Source organism: Kitasatospora nipponensis (assembly GCF_039528135.1).
Lineage (GTDB): Bacteria > Actinomycetota > Actinomycetes > Streptomycetales > Streptomycetaceae > Kitasatospora > Kitasatospora nipponensis.
On record NZ_BAAALF010001053.1, the window covers coordinates 1 to 546 of the forward strand.

The window sequence follows — 546 nt, forward strand, 5'->3', positions numbered from 1 at the left end:
GATTCGCCAGCACCATGCAGACCTGTGTACTGAACAGCGAGAGCGCGTGTCTGACGGCGGTCGCCAACGCCAAGGCGTACGCGACCAACACCTTGCCCGGCCTGCTCGACAACCTCTACACGCAGATCCACACGAAGGCGCCCAACGCCCATGTGGTGGTGATGGGTTACCCGCACCTCTACAAGGTCGGCGGGAGCTGCATCTTCGGCACGACCTGGCTGACCAGCACCGTGCTGCCGGTGGACGAGAGCTACCACCCCAAGGCGGCCGGCCAGTCGGGCGGCTACCTGCCGGCCTTCACCGCCGGGGTCTGATCCACCGGGATCCGAAAAACGGTTGTGCCCTCTGCCCATCGCGGGCGGCAGAGGGCACAACTTGCCTTTCAGCTCGTGTAGTTGCGCAGCCCGGCCACGGTCAGCTCGACCGGCTGGCCCGCCGTGCCCGCGAGCAGCGGCGCGGGGCCGGTCACCGGGTCCACCGGGCGGCCGTTCACCGCCAGGATCGCGTCCCCGGCCCGGACCGCCGCGCCGGGCGCGGCCAGCGGCG

The 546-nt window shown here is 70.3% G+C and carries 2 pseudogenes; one reads left to right on the top strand and one right to left on the bottom strand.

Annotated features, from left to right (window positions below):
• Positions 1-314, top strand: a pseudogene (locus tag ABD323_RS44815) (lipase); the annotation flags it as partial.
• Positions 315-406: 92 nt separating this feature from the next.
• On the opposite strand, the pseudogene ABD323_RS44820 reads toward ABD323_RS44815, so the two are convergent.
• Positions 407-546, bottom strand: a pseudogene (locus ABD323_RS44820) (PDZ domain-containing protein); the annotation flags it as partial.